Origin of the sequence: Neorhizobium descurainiae (assembly GCF_051400715.1) — a bacterium.
Taxonomy (GTDB): Bacteria; Pseudomonadota; Alphaproteobacteria; order Rhizobiales; family Rhizobiaceae; genus Neorhizobium.
This window is the reverse complement of record NZ_JBLFFK010000001.1, coordinates 233,236-251,261: the sequence shown is the minus strand read 5'-3', so window position 1 is coordinate 251,261 and position 18,026 is coordinate 233,236. Positions and strand designations below refer to the sequence as shown.

The window sequence follows — 18,026 nt, the reverse complement described above, 5'->3', positions numbered from 1 at the left end:
ATGCAGGCAGGCGGCACGTCCACCAGAACCACCTGCCCCTATTGCGGCGTCGGCTGCGGCGTGATCGCCACGGCGGGAGCGACCGGGGCGGACCACGGCGCCGTGACGGTGAAGGGCGATCCCGAGCATCCGGCCAATTTCGGCCGCCTCTGTTCGAAAGGCTCGGCGCTTGCCGAGACGATCGGCCTCGACGGCCGCGTGCTATCTCCCGAGATCGGCGGAAGGCGGGCGCGCTGGGACGAGGCGCTCGATCTCGTCGCCGGAAAGTTTTCCCGATCCATTGCCGAACATGGACCGGATTCGGTGGCCTTCTACGTCTCCGGCCAATTGCTGACCGAGGACTATTATGTCGCCAACAAGCTGATGAAAGGCTTCATCGGTTCTGCGAACATCGACACCAATTCCCGCCTCTGCATGTCCTCCTCGGTGGCCGGCCATCGCCGCGCCTTCGGCGCCGATACGGTGCCGGGCACTTATGAGGACCTCGAACTCGCCGATCTCGTCATCCTGACCGGCTCCAACCTCGCCTGGTGCCATCCGGTGATCTACCAGCGGCTGGCGGCGGCAAAGGCTGCCCGGCCGTCGATGAAGGTGGTCGTCATCGATCCGCGCCGGACGATGACCTGCGATATCGCCGACCTCCATCTTGCGATCCGGCCGGATGGCGACGTGGCGCTGTTCATGGGCCTGCTCGCCCATCTCGCCGCCGGCCAGGCTATCGACGGGGCTTACATCGGCTCTCATACCCAAGGTTTTGAAGAAGCGCTCGCCGCCGCATCGGCGCTTTCCTTCGATGAACTGATCGAACGCACCGGCCTGACGGCCATGCAGCTTCGTGAGGTTTACCGCCTGTTCGAAGCGACGGAAAGGACCGTCACCTGCTACAGCCAGGGCGTCAACCAGTCCTCATCCGGCACCGACAAGGTCAATGCGATCATCAACTGCCATCTGGCGACCGGCCGCATCGGCCGTCCGGGCATGGGGCCGTTCTCCCTGACCGGCCAGCCGAACGCCATGGGCGGGCGCGAGGTCGGCGGGCTCGCCAACATGCTCGCCGCCCATATGGCGATCGAAAGCGCGGCGGACCGCGACCGCGTGCAGCGCTTCTGGAACTCGCCGGCCATCGCGCCGAAGCCGGGTCTGAAGGCGGTCGACATGTTCCGCGCCGTCGCAGACGGGCGCATCAAGGCGCTCTGGATCATGGCGACCAATCCCGTCGTCTCGATGCCGGATGCCGATGCCGTCGAAGCCGCGATAAAGGCCTGCCCCTTCGTCGTCGTCTCCGACATCCTGCGCGACACCGATACCGCGCGCCATGCGCATGTGCTGCTCCCCTCGCTCGGCTGGGGCGAGAAGGACGGCACGGTCACCAATTCGGAACGCCGCATTTCCCGCCAGCGGCCGTTCCTTGCAGCGCCAGGAGAGGCCAGAGCCGATTGGTGGCAGATGGCCGAAGTCGGCCGGCGCATGGGTTTTGCCGGTTTCGATTTCCGCTCTCCCGCCGAGATCTTTGCCGAACACGCAGCCCTTTCCGCCTTCGAGAACAACGGCAATCGCGATTTCGACATCGGCGCCTATGCGGATATCGACGGCGCGGCCTATGATAGCCTCTCCCCCTTTCAATGGCCGGCACCTGCTGCTGAAGGCACCCCCCTCTGGCCTGCCGGCCATCTCCCCCTCAAGGGGGGAGATCACAAGCTGCAAGACAATCTCTCCAAAGGAAACGACGCGACCTATTCAAGCGATGAGTGGGACGGAGGAACTTCCGCCCGGCCAATCTCCCCCCTTGAGGGGGAGATGCCCGGCAGGGCAGAGGGGGGTAGCGCCGACAAGCGTTTCTTCGCCGATGGCCACTTCTACCACCCGGATCGCAAAGCGCGCTTCATCGCCGTAGAGGCACCGGCGACCGGCCGGACCGACGAAAAATACCCTTTGACGCTGAATACCGGCCGCATCCGCGACCACTGGCACACGATGACGCGGACCGGCAAAAGCGCAAGGCTTTCCGGCCATATCGCCGAACCCTTCGTGGAACTCCATCCTCAGGATGCGATGGAGCTCGGCATTCACGGCGCCGGCCTGGTCGAACTCGAAAGCCCCTATGGCAAGGCGGTGGTCCGCGCTCTCGTCACGGAGCGGCAGGCCCGCGGCAGCATTTTCGTACCCATGCACTGGAACGATCAATTCGCGGCTCGGGCGCGCATCGATGCGCTGGTCGCGCCGGTCACCGATCCTCACTCCGGCCAGCCGGCGTCGAAGAATGTCGCGATCGCCGCTCGGCCCTTCTCGGCCGCGTTCTATGGCTTTGCGGTCTCGGCCGCCAAACCGCATGCGCCAATGGCAGGTTACTGGGCACTCGCCAAGGCGGATGGCGGCTGGCGGATCGAGCTTGCCTTCAAGGATACCGTCGAGGACTGGGCAACCTGGTGCCGCGAGACCTTCGCCATCCCGGCCGAAATCGAACCGCTCGGTTATGCCGACCATCAGACCGGAGACCTGCGCCTCGCCTTCTTCGACGGCGAAAAACTGCTCGCGGCGCTCTTCCTCGCCCGGGAGCCGGTCGCGGTCGCCCGCAACTGGGCGATCGGCCAGCTGGCCGCCAAGCACTCCGACCTACGCAAGCGCTTCGCGATCGTCGCAGGCCGCCCGGGCTCCGACCAGCCCGATCCGGGTGCCACCGTCTGCTCCTGCTTCTCGGTCGGCGTGAACCGTATCGTCGCAGCAGTGCGCGGCGGCTGCCGCAGCGTCGAAGCCGTCGGCAAGGAAACCAATGCCGGCACCAATTGCGGCTCCTGCCGCGCCGAAATCAGGGGGATCATCGATGGATGTCTTGCAGCAGCAGCGGAATGAAGCGCCCGCCCGCATGGCGCCTCTGGCCAAGCTCCCGGTCTTCTGGGCGCTCGAAGGCAAGCGCGTGATCGTCGCCGGAGGATCGGATGCGGCGGCATGGAAGGCCGAACTCCTGGCCGCCTGCGGCGCCGAGGTGCATGTCCATGCGGAAGAGCTTTCGGAGACTTTCGAAAAGCTGATCGCCCGCGGCGCCGAACATCCGCAGGGCGGCTTTATCCATCATGCCGACGCCTGGCATCCCGGCATCTTCTCCCGCGCCGCGCTCGCCATCGCCGATTGCGAGGAAGACGAGGAAGCGGAAGCCTTTTTCGATGCGGCGCGTGCGGCCGGCGTACCGGTCAACGTCATCGACAAGCCCGCCTTCTGCCAGTTCCAGTTCGGCTCGATCGTCAACCGTTCGCCGGTCGTCGTCTCGATCTCGACCGACGGCGCGGCACCGATCCTCGCCCAAGCGATCCGCCGCCGCATCGAGACCCTACTGCCGCAATCCCTGAAAGGCTGGGCGGAGCTCGCCCAGTCGCTACGGGAAAGGATCAATGCGCGTCTGTCGCCCGGGCCGCAGCGTCGCGCCTTCTGGGAGCGCTTCGTCGATCGTGCTTTTGCGGGTTCAAATACGCCGGAGGAGGGCGCCGGCGGGGAGCTTCTGAGCGAAGCCGAAAGGCTCTCGGAAGCTCCCGCCTACTCTTCCGGGCATGGCCGCGTCACGCTCGTCGGCGCAGGCCCGGGCGATGCCGAACTGCTGACGTTGAAGGCAGTGCGGGCGTTGCAGGCGGCCGACGTCATCCTGTTCGACGATCTCGTCTCCGACGAGGTGCTGGAGCTTGCCCGCCGCGAAGCCAGGCGCATGCTGGTCGGCAAACGCGGCGGCCGCGTGAGCTGCCGGCAGGAAGACATCAACGAGATGATGGTCAAATTCGCCAGGGCCGGCAAACGCGTGGTCCGTCTGAAATCCGGCGACCCGATGATCTTCGGCCGCGCCGGCGAGGAAATCGACTGCCTGGAACGGGAAGGCATCTCGGTCGACGTCGTGCCGGGCATCACGTCCGCAAGCGCCATGGCCTCGCGGCTCGGCGTGTCGCTCACCCATCGCGACCATGCGCAGGGCGTGCGTTTCGTCACAGGACATTCCCGCAAGGGCGTCCTTCCGGACAATCTCGATTGGAAAGACCTCGCCATCCCCAGAACCACGACCATCTACTATATGGCCGGCCGCACCGCCGGAGAGATTGCCGCCAAGCTCTCGGGAGCAGGGATGACGCCGGACATGCCGGTCGTCATCGTCAGCGCGGTGACCCGGCCGAACGAGCGGCGCTGGGCCGGGCCACTCGGCGACATGGCGGAGGCCATGAAGGAAATCGGCGTCGATGAACCCGTCCTGATCGGCATCGGCGATGTTTTCCGCAAGGCTCGTCTCGCCGCCGGCGCAGATATTCTGTCCGCCGATCACACGGCGTTCGGCGGCTCACGCCTCACAGCCTGAACCGCCGAACAAGAGAACGATTTTTCTCTCGGGTTATCGCGACGCCGCCACGCCTTCCTTGTCCTTGTAGTAGGAGGCATAGCTGCTGCGCAGCCGCTCCGGGGCACCCGGATCGGCATAGCGGTGCAGTTCCGACATCTCGGTCTTGTTGAGGATGACGCCGACCGTCTTGGAAGCGATCTGCGGTTCCGAACGCAGCACCGATTGCACGGCCTTGGCAGGCGTCACGCCCCATTCGGTCACGAAGAGGAACCCGTCGACATAGGGTTCGAAGGCCTTGGCATCGATCACCGGGATCAGCGGCGCCAGATCGACGACGATGACGTCGAACGTTTCCTTGATGCTCTCGAGGAACTGGCTCATGCCGGAGGATGCCAGAAGCTCGCTCGTATGGGCGAGATTGCGGCTGCGCATCGTCATCGGCAGGATCGTCAGCCGCGACCTGCGGTCGACGCGTGCGGCGCTGGTCCAGGACGTCTTCTGGAGAATGACTTCCACGAGGCCGACATCCGGCTCGCTGCCGAGCATGCGGCTGAGGCCGGGATTGCGCAGGTCGGCGTCGATCACCAGCGTCCGCACGCCGGTGGATGCGAGCAGGCCGGCGAAATTCGCGGCGACCATGGACTTGCCCTCGCCCGGCAGGCAGGAAACGACGCCGATCACCCGGCACTTCCGGTCCTGAAGCATGATATCGCAGGCAAGCTTGGCGTTGCGCAGCGTTTCTGCGAAATGCGACCGCGGCGCCTCCACCGCGATCCGCATCAGGCGCCGGAACGAGATGGGATTGCCGGGAGGAGCGGCCGCAGCCTCTCCCTCGGTAGCCGCTGGCGGCGCCGGAGGCGCCGTGCTTTCTTCCGCAAGAGCAGTATTCACCTTCGGCAGATAGCCGAGAAAGCGCTGCCCCAGCTTGTCCTGCACGTCGTCGCCGGTGCGGAAGAACCGCTCGCGGAATTCGAGCAGCGTCGCCGCCGCACCGCCGATGAGCAGGCCGAGCACGATGGAAAGCGCCATGGTCAGCGTCTTGCGCGGGCTTGATGGCGCGGTCGGAAGGCCGGCATCCGAGATCACCCGCGCCTTGGCGATCGGGAAGGATTGGCGCTGCGTGGCCTCTTCGAAGCGGCCGAGATAGGATTCGTAGAGCGTCTTCAGCGCCGTTGCCCTTTGTTCCAGCTCGCGGAGCTGAACCATCGAGACATTGGCCTGCGAATCTCGACCCGCAACCCTCTCGATGCTTTCGCGGAGCGACCTCTCGCGTGAACTCGCCACCTCGAACTCATTGCGGAAACTGCCGGTCAACTGCCGCAGTTCGCGATAAATCTGCTGGGAGACATCGTTCTTTTCCGCCTTGAGGGCGATGGCCTGCGGATGGTCTGCGCCGAACTGCTGGACGACCCCCTGCTCCCGGTCGTTGATCGCGATATAGCGCTTCCGAAGATCCTGGATGACCGTATTGTCCGTGTCACGCGCCGAAACCACGGCATTCTGAACGGCGGCTTCCGCTCCCTTGTCGATGATCGCCTGGTACTGCTGGTAGCGCGCCGAAGCGCTCGCGGCATCCGCCTGGGCGACGATCAGCTGGCTGTTGAGATCGGAAAGCTGCTGCGCCGAAAGCAGTTCCCCGCGCGGCGAGACGAGATTGTGCTCGACCTTGTATTGCTCCACGGCGAGCGACGCCTGCTGGGAGCGGGCGTTGAGGTCGTTCAGCCGCTCCTGCAGCCACAGCGATGCCTTCTCGGACGCGTCGAAATTGGCGTTGAGCTGGTCGGTGAGATAGGAATCCGCGTAAGTCCGCGCGACCGTTGCCGAAAGCTGCGGGTCGGGCGAACGAACCGAGAGCGCGATCACCGAGCTGCGTCCGACGCGCTCGACCGTCAGCGACTGTTGCAGGATGGCAGCCGCCTTTTCCCGCCGGCCGAGCCGTTCGAGCTCTTCCGACGGCGGCGGACCGCCGGGCGTCAGCATGGTGACGACGCTTTTGATCGCGCCTTTGGCAAGATCGACGGGCGATTGCGGCGGGTTCACCAGCATCTCGTTCTGGTCGAACTTGCCCTGATCCACAACGCGCAGCGCAAGCGCCTTGGATTTCAGGATTTCCACGGCGCTCGACATGCGGTTGTCGATCTGTTGCGCAGTCTGGCTGTCCTGCTCGTCTTCGGCATAACGCGAAAGATTGTCGTCGATGAGGATTTGCGTCAGCGCCGTGTAGATCGGCTTTGCGGTGAAGAGATAAAGCCCTGCGAGGGCGACGGTCGCGATAAGGCAGATGACGATCACGCTCAAGCGGCGGATCGCCGCCGCCCAGAGCTTGTCCAGGTCGATGAACGTGTCGTTGTCGCGCGTCTCACTCGGAAATATTGTTCTGGGTCTAAAGTTTACCTGATCCATAGGGCTCGCTTTCCGGAGCTTTGGGTAGCGGACGGCAGGTGCACTGCCATCCGCCTCGGATGATTACGGGTCTTACGCGGCTTGAACCCGCGTCTCGTGGGACATCAGCAGTTCCTTGATGGAGACGTGGAGATCGGCTCCCATATCGGCCCGTAGCAGGGCGAAGGCGACATTGGCTTCGATGAAGCCGCGCTTGCTGCCGCAGTCGAAAGTACGCCCCTTGTAGGGATGCGCATGGAACGGCTGAACCTGAGCAAGCTTGTGCATGCTGTCCGTCAGCTGAATCTCGTTGCCGGCGCCGCGTTCCTGACGCGCCAGAAGCTCGAAGATTTCCGGTTGAAGAATATAGCGACCATTTAGGTAATAATTGGACGGCGCTTCGGACGGTTTCGGCTTCTCGACCATCTGCGTGACCTCGAAGCCATGCTTGACGGAATGGCCGACCCCGACGATGCCATAGCTCGACGTCTCCTCGGGCGAGCATTCCTCCACGGCGAAGACATTGCCGCCCACTTCCTCGTAAAGCTCCATCAGGCCCGCCATGCAGCCCTGCGGACCGTAGGAGACCATGTCGGGCAGCAGGAGAGCAAAGGGTTCGTTGCCCACCAGTTCCCTGGCGCACCATACCGCGTGGCCGAGCCCGAGCGGAACCTGCTGGCGCGTGTAGCTGACGGTTCCGGCGACCGGCAGCATCTTTTCAAGCTGGGTGACCTGCACGGTTTTTCCGGAGCGCGTCAAGGTCGCGATCAGCTCCGGTGCGCTGTCGAAATAGTCCTCGATCGCGGTCTTGTTGCGGCTGGTCACGAAGATGATGTTCTCGATTCCCGCCTGCATGGCCTCGTCGACGGCATATTGGACGACGGGACGATCGACGATCGTCAGCATCTCCTTCGGCATGGCCTTGGTGGCCGGCAGGAACCGAGTCCCGTTGCCTGCGACGGGAATCACCGCCTTTCGAACTGGTCTATTCATATCCATTCCTTCGTCCTTTCTGGAGGGCGCCCCCGCCCTGACCGATCGGATTTCATTTGACGCCAGCCGCTCCCCAGCAGCCGGCGCATGCGAACAGCGATCGGCATACTCAAGTGCTTGAGCGCACGCGGATTTCCGATCGCTGTTTTCAGGAAGCCCCCGAGGGAGCCTTTCTTGATCTCCTCGACAAGCGTGAGGAATGAAGCCGCCTCGACGATGCTGCGGGTGCGCCGGCGCTGGGCGGCCATGGCCTTCGCATCCAGCGTGTAGCGGGAGAGGAAAGCCCGGTCGGACGCCAGCATCGCATCGAGATGGGATTGTTGCAGGACCCGCGAGATCGAGCCCTGCCTGAGGTGGTAGACATAGCCGACATCCGGCACGACCGCGCAGCGGCCGCCGCAGGCGAGTGCCGAGGCAAGCAGCAGATAATCCTCCCCGACCCTCAGCGTTTCATCGAAGCTCAACTCATGGCGGGCTAGGAAGTCTCGTTCGAAGATCGGCTTCATGTAGCCGAAGTTGAAGGTCGACTGGAAAATCACGTTGGAGCCGATGAAATCGGCAAGCGTCATGATCGGCCGCCGCCTGAGCTCCTCCTTGGGAAACATGGTGGTCGGCTCCCCGAGATCGAGCGGGACGACCTCGATATTGTCGACCACGATCTGCGCCTCGGCCGCCTCGGCCCTTTCCAGCATGGCGAGAAGCCTCTCCGGATGGATCGTGTCGTCGGAATCGAGAACCGCGATCCAGCGGCCTATCGCCACGTCGAACCCCACATTGCGAGCGGCGGCCGGCCCGCCGTTCTTCTCCCGGGTAATCAACCTCACCCGTTCGTCGCGGTAGGCGCGCACCAGCTCGCGGGTGCCGTCGGTCGAGCAGTCATCGACGACGATCACCTCCATGGTCACGCCGATCTGTGCAAGCGCGCTCGCGATGGCGCGCTCGATCGTCTCCTCGGCGTTATAGGCGGCGATGACGAAGCTTATATCGGGCTGATGGACGAGCACGGTCATGTGGCTTCCGCGACCCCATATTGCCGGATCTCGCGCATGCCGAGCGTGCCGGAGACCGCGCCCGCATGCAGCGCCGCGCGAAGGGCATAGCGGTTGCGGGCGACCGGAGAGAAGAAAGTCGCGGCGGACATCGCGGCGCAGAAAGTGAATTTCAGCGCGGCCAGACCGGTCTGCCGAACCCGGCTCAGGCCGGAATTCCTGGAAGCGAGGATGCGGCCATGCGTCTGGCCCGACCGGAAACGCCGCTTGGCGAGCCAGGAGAAGCTCGCACGCTTTTCGGGAACCCTTTCCTCGACGACCGCATCCCGGGCGAACTCGATACGTCCGCCGGCGTCGGTAAGTTCGGTGAAGAAATGCGTATCCTCGCCGCCGCTCTGGCCGAGCGACAGGGCAAACCGCCGTCCCGCGACGGCGGGCGAACGCATGTGCAGAAGCACGTTGCAGGTATAGCCGGTCCTGATCCGCCCATCGACCCAGACCGGCAGGGTGGAATGGAAATCGCCTTTGCGCATCCAGGCAGCGCTCCCGGTTCCATAGACCGCCCGGACGGGACCAAGAACCGCGTCGGCTCCGGTGCGCTGCGCCTGGGCCAGGAGTTCGGACAGCCATTGAGGTTCGGCCGTTTCGTCGTCGTCGATGAAAGCGAGATAATCCGCATCGCATTCGGCAAGGCAGGCGTTGCGGGCGATCGAGATGTTCGATTTCGGGCAATGGACGTAGCGGATTTCGAAAGGCGAACGCTCGCGCAGGCTCTCCACCAGGTCACGGGCGCTCGGGACCGCATCGTTGTCGGCGACGATCAGGCGCAGTTCGGCGCCGGACGGAACAGTCAGGGAAAACAGGGATTCGAGCGTAGCCAGCAATTCGGGCCGCCGGTAGGTGCAGATGCCGATATCGATGCGGATCGGTTTCTCCTCTCTCATCGTCAGACGGCCCTCCGCGCGCGGATGCCGATCAGTTCCAGCCAGAAGCCTGCCGACCAGGCAAAATGCATGATCATGGCGGACAAGGAAGCGAGCGGCCCATAGGGATTCTTCTGTCCGACGGCCAGCCAGAAGCCGTAGCCGATGCAGGCAGCGGCCCAGATGACGACCGGCACCGCCGCCCACCAGTAAAGCAAGGTGAGCAGCGCGCCGAGAACGACGGGGGCGACCGCCAGCGGAATGGCCTGGCGCAACTTCGGGATCGAGCGGTGCTTGATGAGGTTCTTCGCCCGGCCGCGGCCATAGGCGAGATATTGCCTGAAGAGCGCCGAAGCGCTCGCCCGCGGATAATAGGTCATATAGGTCTTGCCGGTCATCCAGATGCGGAAACCGGCGCTTCGCAGCCGGAAATCCAGCTCGGCATCTTCGTTGTGGCTGAAACTTTCGTCATATCCGCCGACGGCGCGGTACGCCTCTATCCGCATCAGCGCATGGTGGCCGTGATCGACCCATTCGCCGCCGCCGCCGGCACGGTGCTTCGAACCGCCGTTGCCGAGCTTGGAATTCTGCGCCACGGCGGTGGCTTTCTGAAACATGCCGAAGCCGACCGTTTCCATGCCGACTACGACGGAATCCGCACTCGTCTCCAGCGCCTCCTGCAGAAGGACCCTGCAGTAGTCGTCGGGATAGTCGCCATGCGCGTCGATGCGGATCAGATAGTCCCGCCCCTCGCCGAACCGCTCCACCGCCAGATTGATGGCGGCGCTCTGGATCCGCTTGTGGTTGTCGAGCAGGACGAGACCAGGGAGGTCGGCCGCCAGCCGCTTGACGATATCACGCGTGCCGTCCTGGCTTCCGCCGTCCGCCACGACGATCAGCATGTCGAGTTCGCCGCGCTGCGCGTTCAATTTATGCAGCAGCGGCTCGATCGTCTTTGCCTCGTTGAGGCAAGGGATCACCAGGAGCGTCCGGATATCGGAGCAAGAACGCGGAACCATACCCTACCTCACGACTGCACGGTTGAGATTGCCGGCACGTCCGCCGGCGACGAGACGTTCGAATGTAGGGCGGCGAGCCTGGCGACAAGGGCGCGGCACTCCGCCGGGCCGGTGACCCACTGGCTTCGCTCGATGGCCGCGAGGTGTGAAGCAAGCTCGGCGTATCGCGTCTCCGTCATGCCGTCGAACAGGGCCTGAAGCGTCTCCGGCGTGGCGCGATCGAGCACCGTGCCGATGCCGCGCCTCTCGATGAACCGGCCTGTCTCGGTCGCAGAAAGCGCGATCGGCACCGCGCCGTAAAGGCCGCCTTCGTAGAGCCGGTTCGGCAGAAGCCAGCTCGAATTGAGGCCCTCCTCGAAGAAATCGATCGCCCAGGTGAAGTGCACGTCGCGATAGATGGCGGCGAGATCCTCCGGATTGCGGTAGGCGCCGTGGAATTCCACGTGCGGAGCGGCATTCACCTTGTCGTCGAAGCCGTCGAACTCGCCATAGGCGGGGCGGCCGCGCAGAACGATCTCGACCCTGCCCTCCATCCTTGCTGCAAAATCGATCAGGATGTCGAGCGACTTACGGCAGCGGATCGCACCAAACCAGCCGATCCGCCAGGGCTTTCCGGTTCCCGGCAGGCGCGGCGCGCGCAGTCCGGAAACCGGCTCCGGCTTGAGTGCCAGCACCTTGTTTTCCAGAAGCAGGATCGGAAGATCGAGCCCGGAGCGCGGCTTGAAGAAATTCTCCACGAAGGCGGGGGAACTGGTGATCAGCAGGCTGGCGCGGCGGCCGAAATGGCGTTGCGCCTGCCGCATCAGACGGCCCTTGATGCCCTCGTCGAGGAGCAGCCGGTGAATGTCGAGGCATTCGTAGACGACCGGGATATCCCGCCCGAGAAGCGAGGCGGCATGCCCTGCAAGCGCCAGCGTCTCCAGGTTGCGGGCTATGATGACGTCAGGCTTCGCAATGCCCGCCAGCCTGCGCTTCAGCGCCATCCGGGCAGCAATGACCGCCGCGATGCGCTGAACGAAACGGCCGTCCGCTGTCCGCCCCAGCACGATGGTTGGCACGTCCTGCTCGCCGGCCAGCGCGCTCGCGCCGCGCTTGAAACCCGCGACCGTGACGTCGGCGCCGCCCGCCTTCAGTGTCAATACCCGCCGCCGGATCGCCGCATCGGCGAGATCGTGGGCGAGATAAAGAACGTTCAAAGTCAAATCGTCCAGCTCCATTTTCGAGCCTTCCGGCTCTCGAAATCATTGTCGGGCAATGAGCCGCCGGGGTTGAGGGACTTAGTCGAGCGTGCAGAGCACGGATTCGGGAAAGCGGCAGTCTTCGCCGATCGCCGTGAAGGCGATGCGGTCGATCGTCATGGATGTCGGCTGGCTGTAGGAAAAGTCGCCCATCCAGTTCTTCAGTGTGTCGGTGCCCCAAAGGCTCATGAATATCTTCTGCTGGTTCGAGGGTATCTTTGCCTTGTCCGTCACTTCGTGGACGAGCTTGCCGTTCAAGAAGTAACGGATGCGGTTCTCCTCCCAGATGAAAGCGTAGTCATTGAAACCCTGATCGGCGCCGCCTGCGACCGGCACGAGCTTTTCGTTTCCGCCTTTGCCGTTGATATATTGGTTGACCTGGACTTGCCCGGTGTTCTTGCCGAGAACCTCGAAGTCGATCTCGTCATGCGGCTTCTTGTCGGTCGGCCCGATATAGGTGAAGAATGCCGAATTGAGCCCCGGGCCGGTCGCAGCCTTCATTCGTATCTCATAGGTGCCATAGCCGAAGCGTGTCTTGGTCTGGATCTCGCCGCAGGCGTAGTCGCGGTCTTTGGTCTTGCCTTCGGCAAACTCCAGCCGGAGGGCGCCGTTTTCGACGCGCACCTGCTTCTTCGACCACGTGCAGTTCTGATACTTGCCGTTGTTCCAGCCGTCGGAGACATACCAGAACGAACGGTCGAGCTTGTCGAAGTTCTCGACGAAGGATTTGCCGGTCGCTCCCTGCTGCGCTTGCGCCGCAGGCGCAACAAGCCCCAGCGCGACGGCTGCGGCGATGACCTGCCATGTCCGCTTGATCTGTCTGGCTTTCGGCGTCATGTTCACCTCCGTTGTTGTGTCATCGTCGGCTCTGCCGGATTGGTCAGCCCGACGGAGGAATAGGATTTCGACGCGGCCAAGAGCTTGGCCTTCCGTCCGCGGCTGCCTGTCAGAACCTCGTAGAGCCCCGGCAATGTGCGGGAGACGAAGAAATTCGTGGCAGGCAGGATGATGAAGCTCACGGCGATCGCGATCACGTAGAAGAGCGGGTAGGCGCCGTCATCCGCCACGCGGTTCCACGCCATCCACATCAGCATGAGCAGCGGGTAATGCGCGCAGAATATCCAGAAGCTCAGGCTGCCGGTGGAGGCCAGACGCTGGCCGATGGAGGACCGGATGGCCAATGCCGATATCAGCCAGAAGCCTCCGGCGCCGACGATCGACAGCGTGCTGCGCGCGAGATCGAGCGCCCACGGGAAATCCGGGCCGGTGTGATAAAGACCGATGGAGAGCACGACGGCAGCCGCAAGCACTGCCGCCGATCCCGCGACGGAGAACCTGTCGAGCGCCTTGAGGTCCAGCCTGTTGAGCGCCAGGAAAATCCCGAAGGTGAAGCTGAAAAGGATCGATTTCTTGAGAACGATGCCGAGCGTCACCCCCGGCAGGATGGCCAGCACGAACAGGACGCCGAGCGTTACCGCGGGATAGCGGCGCACCAGGACGGCAAGGACCGGCGAAAGCAGGATGCAGACGATCAGGTCGCGCAGGAAATAGAGCGGGATATCGATCGGCAACCCTTCCGTCGCGAGCGCGTAACTCAGGAACTCCCGTGTGGACGCGTTCCAAAGGTCGGGAAAATAGCCGACGCCGATGCCGAACGGCTGGATGACGAGGACGGCCGCCAGAAGAGCGCCATTCCACAACAGGAAAGGAAGCAGAACGGTCTTGGCCTTGGAACGAAGCGTCTTCCCATAATCGAACGCGTTCCGGCCGCGCTGGAACAGCAGATAGCCCGAGATGGCGCTCAGGCAAGGCACGCCGATGCGGAACAGGCTGTCTCCCAGAAACACCCGCAGCCAGTCGAAAAAGCCGTTCAGCCCGAGGAACGGGCTGGTCTGTGGATCATGCGGCACATGCACGAAGACGATGCCGGAGATCAAAAGGATGCGCATCAAATTGATACGGGAGGATAAGTTCTGATCAACAGTCAAACGAGTCACCCCTTTTGGGCAGTGCCTCCCGTCACCGCCGTTTCAATCAGAGCAGACTTGGGCCCGCAGTCCGTAAGAGGATCATTCCGAGTTTAGCGTAAAATGTGGCGACGCAGCAAAAAAGCCAGCCGGGGATAGAATAGTCGGCGTCCCGCCCTCCCCATGCTGCCCCCCTCACGTAGACCACACGGCATTATGATTTCCAATGAGTTCGAGGTGATTCTTGCTGCGGAATATTGCGCCGCAGCACACGAAAAAAATCTCGCTCGCCGGTGAGCGAAAAGCCGATGATCGCTTACCGCGTTACCGCTTGCGCCCTCGCCCGGGCCGAAATGTGGCAGGATTTAGGCAAATCTGCGACATGGAAGGCACAAGCGCCCTCAGACAGGCCCGCGGTGAGAGTAGCCCCGAGAATCCTGCGGGGCGGTGCCCATATCACCTCCCGGTCGGCGGCCGGCCCCGGGGTCCGCCGATCATCGCCGGAACCGCGCCAAGAAGAGCGCAACGGCCACCGATCGGAAGGCTTCGAGTATCGTAGTCTTGCCAGAATGGACACCGTGACAAATTTCAGCCCGAATGTGGCGGTCTTTGATAGCGCGCTCCGGCCGACATTCGGCGTGGGTTGGGGCCATATAGGAATCTGGTGGAGGTCGGGAGGATACGGCAACGAACTGCCGCCGAAATATCGGTGGCTTTCAATTCTTTGAACGCAGGGGCAAAAACATGGCGACGTTCACGGTGGTGATCCCATTTTTCCAGAAGGAAGCCGGCATATTGCGCCGCGCATTGAAATCGATCTTCGATCAAAGCTATCAGGACTTCGATATAATCGTCGTCGATGACGAATCCCCCCTTCCGGCCGACGTCGAACTCCAAGGCGCTGACGAGGCTTGGAAATCCCGCATTCGGGTGATCCGCCAGCAAAACGGCGGGCCGGGCGCCGCGCGCAATACCGGGCTCGACAACGTGCCCGCCGCGACCCGCTTCGTCGCCCTTCTGGACTCCGACGACGTCTGGCTCCCGGACCATCTGAAGAACGCTTATGACAGCATGACCCGGTTCGATGCCGAGTGCTATTGGGCCTCCATGCAGGCGAGCGACGAGTTCTACTATCATTTCGGCATGGCCGAGCTCGAACAGGCGGAGGGCGGCACGCGCCTCTCCGAGCATCCGCTGGTCATCGAGATGCCGGATCTGGCGAGCGTGATGCTGAAGAACTGGAGCTTCCTGCATCTCTCCTGCATGGTGATCGCGCGACCGGTCTTCGAAGCCATCCGCTTCGAGCCGTCGCTGCGGCTGGCTGCGGAAGACGTACTGTTCTTCTGCGATTGCATCCTCAAATCGAAGCGAACCCTGCTCTGCGACGAGGCGGGCGCCGCCCGCGGCATGGGGCTCAACATTTTCCACAGCATAGACAACCGCTCGCCGCAGTTCCTGCGCCAGCAGTTCAACACCTGGGTGGCGCTCGACACGCTGGAGCAGCGTTTCCGCTCCCGGCCGGGTGACGTGGCGTCGATCGCCTCCTACAAGAACACGGCACGCCGGCAGGCGCTCTGGAGCCAGGCAGGGCGGGTGAGGCGGCGCCAGGCGCCGGATTTCGGCCTGCTCGCCCGCTGGGTGATGCGCGATCCCGGCTTGATCCGAGCCGCCTTCGAACTTGGGACCGGGAAGCTCGGCCGCAGCGCGCGCTGAAACCTGTTCCGCCCCATTCAATCAACATCCCACGGAGGCCCGCATGCAAGCGTACTACTGGGAATCGCATCACGGCAATTTCGGCGACGATCTCAACCTCTGGCTCTGGGACGCATTGCTGCCCGGCTTCCGGGACGTTCATCCCGAAATTCTGCTGGTCGGCGTCGGCACCGTCCTCAACCCCGTCCTTCTCCCCTCCGGCCAAAAGAAGCTCGTCATCGGCAGCGGTTACGGCTATGGCACGCCGCCGGATGTTGCCAACACGTCGGAATGGGACGTGCGGGCGGTTCGCGGGCCGCTGACGGCCGCAAAACTCGGCCTTTCGCCCGACAAGGCGATCACCGATCCGGCCGCGCTGATCGCCGACATGCCGGAATTCCGCAACCTGCCGAAAGTCCACAGAAAGACCTTCATCCCCCATTGGGAATCGGCCGAGTTCGGCATGTGGGACGCGGTCTGCGAACCGGTCGGCCTCACCTATCTCGACCCCCGCGGCGAAGCCAAATCCGTCATCCGCCATATCGCCCAGTCGGAGCTGGTGATTGCCGAATCCATGCACGGGGCGATCCTTGCCGATGCCTTCCGCGTGCCGTGGATCGCTGTCAGCACGTCCCGTTCGATCAACAATTTCAAATGGAACGACTGGGCAGGCTCTGTCGGCACGACCTACCAGCCCCACTACGTGCCGGTGTCCACCCGGGCCGAAGCGGTCGCCAAGCGTTCGCGTTTCTGGGGCGTGCGCTTCGACGGCCAGCAATCCGCCCATGAAGCCGCACCGGATATCGAGACCCACGGCTCGGAGGTCATCACCCGCAAACCTCCGCCACAGACCGGGCTTCGCGGCATGGCCAAGCAGTTCCTCGCATCGCCCTCCATCCTGGCGCTCTGGCAGGCAAGCCGTGCGACGCCGCGGCTGAGCCCGGACAGCGTTCTGGAAGAGCGGAAGCAGAAATTCCGCACGGTTCTGGACGAGATTCGCCGCGATTATTTCTGAACGGCGGGGATGCCGGGCAGCAGATAGCGCATGCGCATCGGCTCGACCGGCGCCTTGGACGACTTCGCGCGCAGGAGGTCCAGCTTGTCGAGGAAGATGCCGGTCGCGACGGCGGGCAGGACCTGCGGACGGGCGAGCAGGCGGCGGATCGCCGCCAGCTTCCCGGCCTGCGATTTGACGTCGAGGAAGGCGCGCAGCTCGTAACGGTCGCGGATATGGTCGCGATGCCGCGCTATCACGGTCCGCGCCTCTTCGCCGAGCGCGGGATCGGCAAGGATCGCCTCATCAGCCTCATAGAACTTGCGCAAGTCCTCGGTGCGATGCCGGCCGCTCAGCGAATCCCGCCGCACCACGGCGCCATAGCCGCAATGCTCGATCACCTTGTAGCGGGCGCCTTTCGCCAATGCCCGGACATAGAAATCGTAGTCCTCGCCGAGCCGCATCTCCTCCTTGTAGCGCAGCCCGTGAGCCTCCAGGAAATCCCGCCGGATCACCGGTTTCAGGAAGCCCGTCTCGCCGCGCTTCACACCGCGCTTCGAGATATTGCCCTCGACGAATTCGGTGAGCGACATGGTCCGCGCCCGGGTCTCGAACCGTTCGGGATGGGGGATTTCGCTCGGCTCGTAGATGAAGGCGATATTGTCGGCGATGAGGTCCCAGCCCTCTTCCGCCAGCATGGGAGCAAAACGTCCGGGGAAGAAGAAATCGTCCGCGTCGAGGATGGCGATCAGCGGCGCGCTGGATATGGCGATCGCGTGGTTGCGGGCGGCGGAGGGGCCGCGATTCTTCTCGAACGAGACCACCGTCAGCCGGCCTGATCCGTCATCCGCTTCCCGCGCGGCCGCTGCGGTTCCGTCCGTCGAACCGTCGTCGACGACGACGACCTCGCCGACATGCGCCTCGTTCAAGGCCGATCGGATCGCGGTGCGGATTGTTTCCGCAGCATTCTTGGCCGCAATGACGACGCAGATCGTCTGGTGAGCGGTTTCAGCCATAGCCCTCTCCATCCTTCATCGATAGGCGAACTATGGGCTGAGGAAAATGGCCGTGATGTGAAATTTAAGGAAAAACGTTCAGGAAACGCTCAGGTGTCGCCGGCGGGCAGATTGGGCGCCGCGTCGGCGCGAAGACCGTCACGCCGGCTGCTATCCTTGGAACTCTTGGCGGAAGCCGCCTCTGCGGGAAGTCCTCCTTCGCGGAGCTTCTTTTCGCGGCGCACCAGATAAAGAACACCGATGAAATAACCAGCCTGCAGAAGCACGGCACAGATGAGCGTCTGTATAAGCGCCGTATAGGCCGATCCGGTCATAAAATACGCAGCCACCGCAAACACGATCAGAACCCCTGTCATGCTGACAAAGACGCGCGGTGCGTACATGATCCTTCCTCCCGAGCATAAACTTGTTAGTTCGTCGGTCTTTCTGCTCCTCTCCCAATCAAACAACCATATGAGCCTGCAGGAGAGGATTCAAGTTTCCCTATCTCAATTATGCCAG

General features: G+C 63.4%; 13 protein-coding genes and 3 pseudogenes. 5 read left to right on the top strand and 11 right to left on the bottom strand.

Annotation, left to right across the window (positions count from 1 at the left end):
- From ACMGE0_RS01165 to cysG, 3 genes and pseudogenes are all read left to right on the top strand, one after another.
- A pseudogene (locus ACMGE0_RS01165) lies at nt 1-1,638 on the top strand (molybdopterin-dependent oxidoreductase); the annotation flags it as partial.
- A gap of 195 nt (nt 1,639-1,833) precedes the next feature.
- Nucleotides 1,834-2,850 (top strand): annotated as a pseudogene (locus ACMGE0_RS01160) (molybdopterin dinucleotide binding domain-containing protein); the annotation flags it as partial.
- Entirely contained in the window at nt 2,822-4,330 is a 1,509-nt protein-coding gene (cysG, locus tag ACMGE0_RS01155) for a siroheme synthase CysG (protein ID WP_436814027.1), read from the top strand. The pseudogene ACMGE0_RS01160 and the gene cysG, both read left to right, overlap by 29 nt.
- A gap of 33 nt (nt 4,331-4,363) precedes the next feature.
- Here cysG and ACMGE0_RS01150 read toward each other — a convergent pair whose 3' ends face one another.
- The 9 genes and pseudogenes from ACMGE0_RS01150 to ACMGE0_RS01110 all read right to left on the bottom strand — a co-directional run.
- Nucleotides 4,364-6,715: a polysaccharide biosynthesis tyrosine autokinase gene (locus ACMGE0_RS01150; protein ID WP_436814026.1), complete on the bottom strand. Its 2,352-nt coding sequence runs from the start codon at nt 6,713-6,715 to the stop codon at nt 4,364-4,366.
- Between the two features lie 72 nt (nt 6,716-6,787).
- Nucleotides 6,788-7,693 (bottom strand): UTP--glucose-1-phosphate uridylyltransferase, encoded by a 906-nt coding sequence (locus ACMGE0_RS01145; RefSeq protein WP_436814025.1) that lies wholly within the window; start codon nt 7,691-7,693, stop codon nt 6,788-6,790.
- On the bottom strand, nt 7,684-8,697 hold the full coding sequence (locus ACMGE0_RS01140; protein ID WP_436814024.1) for a glycosyltransferase family 2 protein: 1,014 nt from the start codon (nt 8,695-8,697) through the stop codon (nt 7,684-7,686). Before ACMGE0_RS01140 ends, ACMGE0_RS01145 begins: the two co-directional genes overlap by 10 nt.
- The gene (locus ACMGE0_RS01135) at nt 8,694-9,620 is read right to left on the bottom strand and encodes a glycosyltransferase family 2 protein (protein ID WP_436814023.1); all 927 of its coding nucleotides are present in this window, start codon (nt 9,618-9,620) and stop codon (nt 8,694-8,696) included. Before ACMGE0_RS01135 ends, ACMGE0_RS01140 begins: the two co-directional genes overlap by 4 nt.
- A gap of 2 nt (nt 9,621-9,622) precedes the next feature.
- On the bottom strand, nt 9,623-10,618 hold the full coding sequence (locus ACMGE0_RS01130; protein WP_436814022.1) for a glycosyltransferase family 2 protein: 996 nt from the start codon (nt 10,616-10,618) through the stop codon (nt 9,623-9,625).
- A gap of 8 nt (nt 10,619-10,626) precedes the next feature.
- Nucleotides 10,627-11,835 carry a glycosyltransferase gene (locus ACMGE0_RS01125; protein ID WP_436814021.1) on the bottom strand — a complete coding sequence of 403 codons (1,209 nt, stop codon included), beginning with the start codon at nt 11,833-11,835 and terminating at the stop codon, nt 10,627-10,629.
- A gap of 60 nt (nt 11,836-11,895) precedes the next feature.
- Nucleotides 11,896-12,693: an endo-1,3-1,4-beta-glycanase ExoK gene (gene exoK, locus ACMGE0_RS01120; protein WP_436814020.1), complete on the bottom strand. Its 798-nt coding sequence runs from the start codon at nt 12,691-12,693 to the stop codon at nt 11,896-11,898.
- A gap of 2 nt (nt 12,694-12,695) precedes the next feature.
- Nucleotides 12,696-13,805: an acyltransferase family protein gene (locus tag ACMGE0_RS01115; protein WP_436814019.1), complete on the bottom strand. Its 1,110-nt coding sequence runs from the start codon at nt 13,803-13,805 to the stop codon at nt 12,696-12,698.
- Between the two features lie 504 nt (nt 13,806-14,309).
- Nucleotides 14,310-14,511, bottom strand: a pseudogene (locus ACMGE0_RS01110) (lipopolysaccharide biosynthesis protein); the annotation flags it as partial.
- A gap of 56 nt (nt 14,512-14,567) precedes the next feature.
- Between ACMGE0_RS01110 and ACMGE0_RS01105 the strand changes: the two are divergent.
- Together ACMGE0_RS01105 and ACMGE0_RS01100 are read left to right on the top strand one after the other, a co-directional pair.
- A complete protein-coding gene (locus ACMGE0_RS01105; protein ID WP_436814018.1) occupies nt 14,568-15,536 on the top strand; it encodes a glycosyltransferase family 2 protein in 969 nt (322 codons plus the stop codon).
- 43 nt (nt 15,537-15,579) lie between these two features.
- Nucleotides 15,580-16,530: a polysaccharide pyruvyl transferase family protein gene (locus ACMGE0_RS01100; protein ID WP_436814017.1), complete on the top strand. Its 951-nt coding sequence runs from the start codon at nt 15,580-15,582 to the stop codon at nt 16,528-16,530.
- On the opposite strand, the gene ACMGE0_RS01095 is transcribed toward ACMGE0_RS01100, so the two are convergent.
- A complete protein-coding gene (locus ACMGE0_RS01095; RefSeq protein WP_436814016.1) occupies nt 16,521-17,525 on the bottom strand; it encodes a glycosyltransferase family 2 protein in 1,005 nt (334 codons plus the stop codon). The genes ACMGE0_RS01100 and ACMGE0_RS01095 overlap by 10 nt on opposite strands.
- Nucleotides 17,526-17,614: 89 nt before the next feature.
- On the bottom strand, nt 17,615-17,908 hold the full coding sequence (locus ACMGE0_RS01090; RefSeq protein ID WP_436814015.1) for an exopolysaccharide production repressor protein: 294 nt from the start codon (nt 17,906-17,908) through the stop codon (nt 17,615-17,617).
- Nucleotides 17,909-18,026 lie beyond the last annotated feature (118 nt).